This is a genomic window from Pedobacter sp. UBA4863, assembly GCF_002399615.1.
Classification (GTDB): Bacteria; Bacteroidota; Bacteroidia; order Sphingobacteriales; family Sphingobacteriaceae; genus Pedobacter.
In genome coordinates this window covers 24753-31216 of record NZ_DHDZ01000046.1, presented here as the reverse complement: position 1 = coordinate 31216, position 6464 = coordinate 24753, and the positions used below count along the sequence as shown (strand labels likewise).

Below are 6464 nucleotides of genomic sequence, written 5' to 3'. Positions count from 1 at the left end.
TATCATTTTTAAACAGTTTCTTATTGATCCGTAATATTTCGCTTCATTATTTTAAAAAACAATAAAATTTTGTGTAGCTGTGGCCAAATGCACAATAAAACGCTTTATCGCATTTGGTTAAAATTTGTTTGGACGTTTAAAATAATTTATTGCAAACGTTTGTACAGTATTTGGTTTTGCATAGTGTTTTAGAGAAGATATTTTTGTGCCATAAACATTAAAACAACAAATGTTTGAGAAATCTATTAGGCCCTATAGCTGCCAAATGAAAAGGTTGAAGTGTTACCAAAAATGAAACAGGGATTTTAAAGCATGCTTCAAAACAGATGGAGTTGAGCTTGTGGTTTTTTAAACAAAGAACTATCAAGCTCAATTTTTTTCTGGTTCAGCTTATTTAATCGGCAATGCAGTTTAAAGGTGTGGTTTACCAACTGGGCAAAATTTCCTTCGCCACGCATTCTGGTCCCAAACCTGCTATCGTTTACGTTTCCATTGTGGCAATCTTGTATTTGGTGCCAAACTTTTTCGAACCTATCGGGAAAATTCTTTGCTAGCCAGTCTTTAAAAATATTGCCAATGGCACCATTTAGCCTAACTATGGTATAACCCGCAGCAATGGCGCCAGCATTGGCACTTGCCTTTAAAATTGCCGGAATTTCATGGTTGTTTAAGCCTGGTATCATGGGCGCTGCCATTACGCCCATGGGCACATTGGCCTTGCTTAGCTGCTCTATTACTTTTAAACGTTGCTTTGCAGTGGTGGTTCTAGGCTCTAATTTTTGTCTTAAATTTTCATTTAACGAAGTAATCGAAACAAAAACACTGATCAGGTTTTGCTTTGCCATTTCTTGTATAACATCCAAATCTCTAAGTATGAGCGAGTTTTTGGTAATCATAGAAATAGGTTGTTTATAGGCCAAAGCTATTTGAAGCAACTGCCTAGTTAGTTTATATTTTCTTTCGCAAGGCTGATAACAATCTGTATTACCAGAAATACTGATTGGATAAGCAGGCCAGTTTTTCTTCTCTATAAACTTTTTAAAAAGCTGTGGCGCATCTTCCTTTACAATAATTTTACGTTCAAAATCTAAACCAGCGCTAAAGCCCCAATACTCGTGAGAGTTACGGGCATAACAATAGATGCAACCGTGTTCGCAACCTTGATAAGGATTTAGCGAATACATCATGCCCACATCAGGACTTTCTACTTTATTAACAATGCTTTTAGCACTGCCAATAATGAAAGTAGTTTTTTCGTTTGAAACCTCCCAATCATCAATGGCTTCTATGTATTCCTTACTTACAGTGTTTTTTAAAAACCTATTATCGGTATTTAACTGCGCTCCTCGACCATTAAGGTATGCAGTGCTCTTTTCATCTCTTTCCATGAGATAAAAATACTAATATTTTTAGTAAAAAATATTAGTTTATCACTTTTTACTAAAATAGCAGCTATTTAGATTTGAACGCTAAAAAGAAGTAATTATCGCTATTACGCTGTTTTAACTCAAAGCTTGTTCAATATCTTTTAAAATATCGTCGATATGCTCTAAACCGATAGACAAACGAATAGAGCCTTGTTCGATGCCCACAATGTTACGTTCTTCTTCACTTAACTTGCTATGTGTGCTTGTTGCTGGGTGAGTAGCAATAGATTTCGTATCAGCTAAATTTGCGGAGATAGAGAACATTTTCAAGCCATCCATAAATTTACGAGCGCCTTCAATTCCTCCGTTCACCACAATGGTTACAATACCTCCGCCTTGTTTCATCTGTTTTTTGGCAATTTCATATTGCGGGTGCGATGGCAAGAAAGGATATTTAACCAACTTAATTTTTGGATGTTTTTCTAAATAGGCTGCTACTTTCAACGCATTTTCGCAATGGCGATCCATGCGAACAGCCAAGGTTTCTAAGCTTTTTGATAAAAGCCATGCATTAAATGGCGATAGTGCCGGACCACTGTGACGAGCAAAAGCCACCACTTCGGTAATTAAAGCTTTGGCACCTAAAATAACCCCGCCTAAGGCACGCCCCTGCCCATCGATATATTTAGTGGCCGAATGGATAGAAATATGCGCACCTAATTTAATAGGTTGTTGTAGGTATGGTGTAGCAAAACAATTATCAACTACCAACAAAGTGTTATGTTTCTTTGCTAATTTACCCAAAAACGCTAAATCAATAATATCAATACCTGGGTTAGAAGGTGTTTCTACGAAAATAATTTTGGTATTAGGTTTAATCAAGCCTTCCCAATCTTGTGGTTTATCTAAATCGGCATAATCGAAGGTTACGCCCCATTTAGCAAATACGTTGGTGAGCAATTGGTGCGTAGAACCAAAAACAGAGCGGCTCGAAAGAATATGATCGCCACTTTTTAAGAAAGTGCCAAAAGTAGTGAAAATGGCTGCCATACCGGTTGCCGTTGCAAAACCATCTTCTGCACCTTCTAACAAAGCCATCTTCTCTATAAACTCTGAAGTATTTGGGTTAGAATACCGACTGTAAACGTTCCCTTCCTTTTCGTTGGCAAACAATGCACGCATTTCTTCTGCATCATCAAACTTATAGCTCGAGGTTAGGTAAATAGGTGCCGAATGCTCTTTGTGTAAGCTTCTTTCGGTTTGAGTGCGTATGGCTATGGTTTCGAAATTATCGGACATTATTGAGTTGTAAGTTTTAGGTGATAAGTTTCACGTTATAGGCAGCATTACTCCGTATAACTTAATAACGTATTACTTATTACCATTTATAGTATATGTAAAATTTATAGTTGCCGATCTGCCTAAAATATTAGAAACAGAGCAGTATTTATCAAAAGTCATTTGTAGGGCACGTTCTACTTTCTGCACGCTTAAATCGCCGAATAGGTTAAACTGGATATCAATCACATCGAAAATTGCAGGTGTTTCCTCTTCTTTTCGGGTGGCTTTGATGTTGATTTTAATATCGTTTAGCTGCTCTTTTTGCTTGGTAAGGATGTTCACCATGTCGATACCGCTACAGCCGCCCAATCCAATCAATAACATTTCCATTGGCCGAAAGCCTTTCCCTTGGCCTCCTATGGCGGGTTTAGCATCTAACGCTACGGTAAAGCCGCTTTCGTTTTGTGCTTCAAAATTAAATTTTCCGCTTTTGCGGATCAGGTTGATTTCCATCTTTTAAAAAGCTTAAAGCTAAAAGCTCAAGGCTTAAAGCTTTTCATACATTATGTTTTAGTCTTTTTGCTTTAGATTTTCAGCTTAAACATTGTAAAAAACTAAATTCTCTTTCTGCAGTTCTGGCAATTGCACTTCTTTTTCGAAAATTGCAAATACAGCAGATCCGCTACCACTCATGAGCGCAAATTTAGCTCCAGCTTGGTAAAGCTTTGTTTTTATTTCGTCAATTTGTGGATATTTTGCAAAAACAGAAGGCTCAAAATCGTTGAAAATGTGAGCTTGCCAATCTTGTAAGGGCAAATGTATCAAATCTTTTAAAAAACTGGAAGGCTGTTTTGTTTTTACGTTACTATAAGCTTCGGCAGTAGCTACATGCACAGGGGGCTTTACCAATACCAAATAGTATGCAGATAGGTCAATAGCAAGATCTTCAAATTCATCGCCTTTGGCAAAAGCATAGGCAGGTTTGTTTTTAATGAAGAATGCACAATCGGCTCCCAAAGGGCGTACATAAGCTTCCATTTGTTCATCAGTTAAACCAAGTTTAAACTTCTGATTGACCAATTTGACTAAAAAGGCGGCATCGGCACTGCCTCCACCTAAGCCTGCCCCAACCGGAATATTCTTTAGCAGTACAATTTGTTGGTGAGGTAAATTGAAATCTTTTTGCAGTGTTTTAAATGCCTTGAAACAAATATTATCTGTAGCACTGCCAGGAATATCGATTCCTTTGATTAGCATATTGGTTTGCTCAGCATCTACCAATTCTACTACATCGTGTATCTTTATGGGATAAAAAACGGTTTGCAGGTTATGGTAACCGTCAGTTCGTTTTTCGGTAAGGAACAGGCCTAAGTTTATTTTGGCGTTGGCAAATGTTAACATCTTTGGGTTTTAGATTGACGAAGTACGATTTTAGATTAAAAAATAGAGCAAGGAACAAAGATAAAGGAGCAAGGAATAAAGAGCAAGGATTAAAGAACAAAGAGCAAGGAACAAAGACTAAAGATAAAAGAGCAAAGACAAAACGTAAAACCTATTACTTAAAACTTACAACTTATAGGTATAATGCCCAATAATTTTCCAAGCAAACAAAATATCTTCTGCTACTTGACCTCCGCCAATATTATGTACAATTAAGTAACGCTTACCATCGGCAGATTTACGGTCTATCACCAAACCTATATGCAATTGTTTGCCATTCAAGTCCCAACATACTATATCTCCTGGCAAATAATCAGCAGCATTTTTAGTCATCGGTTTCTTTGCACCTTTTCTACCAAAGAAAACCATCAAATTAGGCACACGCCTATGGTCTATATTGCTATCGGTAGTTTTGCTAGCCCAATTTTTTGGATATAAACTGAAATTCGCTTTCATGTCTTCATGTACTTCCTTTTGCAAATCAATCCCCAATTTACGATAAGCCCTAATCACCACATCAGTGCATACACCTGTACCAGCGGGCACATCACCGTTAGGATAAGCTATTTTAACATAAGCGGGGTCGTACACTATTTTGCTATTGATAATTGAAATTGTTGCAGCAGAAAGTTTTGATGCCGTTATTGATTGGGCAAAGCTTGCTGTACAAAGCAAACAACTTATCACCGCAAAACAGATTATCTTTTTTAACATCATATTGTAGCAAATCTAATGTATTTTGAAGATAAAATATCGATTTACACCACAGAAATCTAACAATCATCAATACTGTTGAAAAACATAAACACGAGGTTCATTTTTAATGGCTAAATTTGTGTTTCACTATTTGAAATAGCGATCCTTAATAGTGCGTCATTTCGAACGATAGTGAGAAATCTACTAGTTAGATGCTTTTAACGAACAGATTTCTCAGTCGTACCTCCTTCGAAATGACGAAAAGTAGGTTTAAAAAACTATGAAACAATATTTAGATTTAATGCAGCATGTGCTAGATACCGGCACACAAAAACACGATAGAACGGGAACGGGCACCATTAGCGTATTCGGTTATCAAATGCGCTTCAACCTGCAAAATGGCTTCCCTATGGTAACCACCAAAAAACTGCATTTAAAATCTATCATACACGAGTTGATTTGGTTTTTGCAGGGCGATACCAACATTAAGTACCTAAAAGATAACGGTGTACGCATTTGGGACGAATGGGCTGACGAAAATGGCAACTTAGGGCCGGTTTATGGCTCGCAATGGCGCAGTTGGCCTACACCAAACGGTGGGCATATCGACCAAATTACCCAAATTATCAATACCATTAAAAACACCCCAGATAGCAGACGTATTATTGTTTCTGCTTGGAATGTTGCTGAAATTGAAAACATGGCTTTACCGCCGTGTCACTCTTTTTTCCAGTTTTACGTAGCCGATGGTAAGTTGAGCTGCCAGTTGTATCAACGCAGTGCTGATATCTTTTTAGGCGTACCTTTTAATATTGCCTCTTATGCCTTGTTAACCATGATGGTAGCACAAGTTTGCGGCTTAATAGCTGGAGATTTTATCCACACTTTTGGTGATGCACATATTTACAACAACCACTTAGAACAAGTAAAATTGCAATTGAGCAGAGATCCAAAACCTTTGCCTACCATGAAAATCAATCCAGCAGTAAAGAATATCTTCGATTTTAAATTTGAAGATTTTGAGTTGGTGGATTACGAGGCGCATCCACATATTAAGGGGATAGTAGCCGTGTAACCCCCTAACCTCCTAAAGAGGGAATTAGCGTAAACGAAATCAATGGAGCAAAACATAAACAGTAAACAGGAAAGCCCCTTTAGGGGTTTGGGGTTAGTAGTCGCCATTTCATCAAACAATGCCATTGGCAAAGACAACCAACTACTTTGGCACTTACCTGCCGATTTAAAGCATTTCAAAAGCATCACCTCTGGGCATACCATTATTATGGGACGCAAAACTTACGATTCTATTGGAAAGCCTTTACCAAACAGAAGGAATATTGTCATTACCCGTCAAAAAGGGCTACAAATTGAGGGGATTGAAGTTGTAAACTCCTTAGCAGAAGCTTTATCGCTTTGTAAACAAGAAGAAGTTTACATTATTGGTGGTGCCGAAATTTACAGGCAAGCTATCTCACTTTGTGATAAGATAGAACTTACCCGTGTGCACCAAGATTTTGACGCAGATGCTTTCTTTCCAGAATTGGATAACGCGACTTGGGAAGAAGTTTGGAAAGAGGACCATTTGCCCGACGAAAAGAACAAATTCGCTTATACTTTCTCTACTTTAGAGCGCCGTTAAGCTTTACCAGCCACAGATGCACAGATTAATATTCTAAAAAT

General features: G+C 37.7%; 7 protein-coding genes. 2 read left to right on the top strand and 5 right to left on the bottom strand.

Going from position 1 to position 6464, the window contains the following annotated elements:
- Positions 1-317: 317 nt before the first annotated feature.
- The 5 genes from B3I52_RS12110 to B3I52_RS12090 form a co-directional block, all read right to left on the bottom strand.
- Complete coding sequence (locus B3I52_RS12110; RefSeq protein ID WP_293301605.1) at positions 318-1388, bottom strand: PA0069 family radical SAM protein; 1071 nt, start codon at positions 1386-1388, stop codon at positions 318-320.
- A 114-nt stretch (positions 1389-1502) separates the two neighbouring features.
- Positions 1503-2666: a trans-sulfuration enzyme family protein gene (locus B3I52_RS12105; protein WP_293301603.1), complete on the bottom strand. Its 1164-nt coding sequence runs from the start codon at positions 2664-2666 to the stop codon at positions 1503-1505.
- A gap of 72 nt (positions 2667-2738) precedes the next feature.
- Positions 2739-3161 carry an OsmC family protein gene (locus B3I52_RS12100; RefSeq protein ID WP_293301601.1) on the bottom strand — a complete coding sequence of 141 codons (423 nt, stop codon included), beginning with the start codon at positions 3159-3161 and terminating at the stop codon, positions 2739-2741.
- An 84-nt stretch (positions 3162-3245) separates the two neighbouring features.
- A complete protein-coding gene (gene ispE, locus B3I52_RS12095; protein WP_293301599.1) occupies positions 3246-4049 on the bottom strand; it encodes a 4-(cytidine 5'-diphospho)-2-C-methyl-D-erythritol kinase in 804 nt (267 codons plus the stop codon).
- 165 nt (positions 4050-4214) lie between these two features.
- On the bottom strand, positions 4215-4805 hold the full coding sequence (locus B3I52_RS12090) for a DUF1287 domain-containing protein (protein ID WP_293301598.1): 591 nt from the start codon (positions 4803-4805) through the stop codon (positions 4215-4217).
- A gap of 259 nt (positions 4806-5064) precedes the next feature.
- Between B3I52_RS12090 and B3I52_RS12085 the strand changes: the two genes are divergently transcribed.
- Both B3I52_RS12085 and B3I52_RS12080 read left to right on the top strand, forming a co-directional pair.
- On the top strand, positions 5065-5859 hold the full coding sequence (locus B3I52_RS12085) for a thymidylate synthase (RefSeq protein ID WP_293301596.1): 795 nt from the start codon (positions 5065-5067) through the stop codon (positions 5857-5859).
- 42 nt (positions 5860-5901) lie between these two features.
- Entirely contained in the window at positions 5902-6423 is a 522-nt protein-coding gene (locus B3I52_RS12080; RefSeq protein ID WP_293301595.1) for a dihydrofolate reductase, read from the top strand.
- Positions 6424-6464 lie beyond the last annotated feature (41 nt).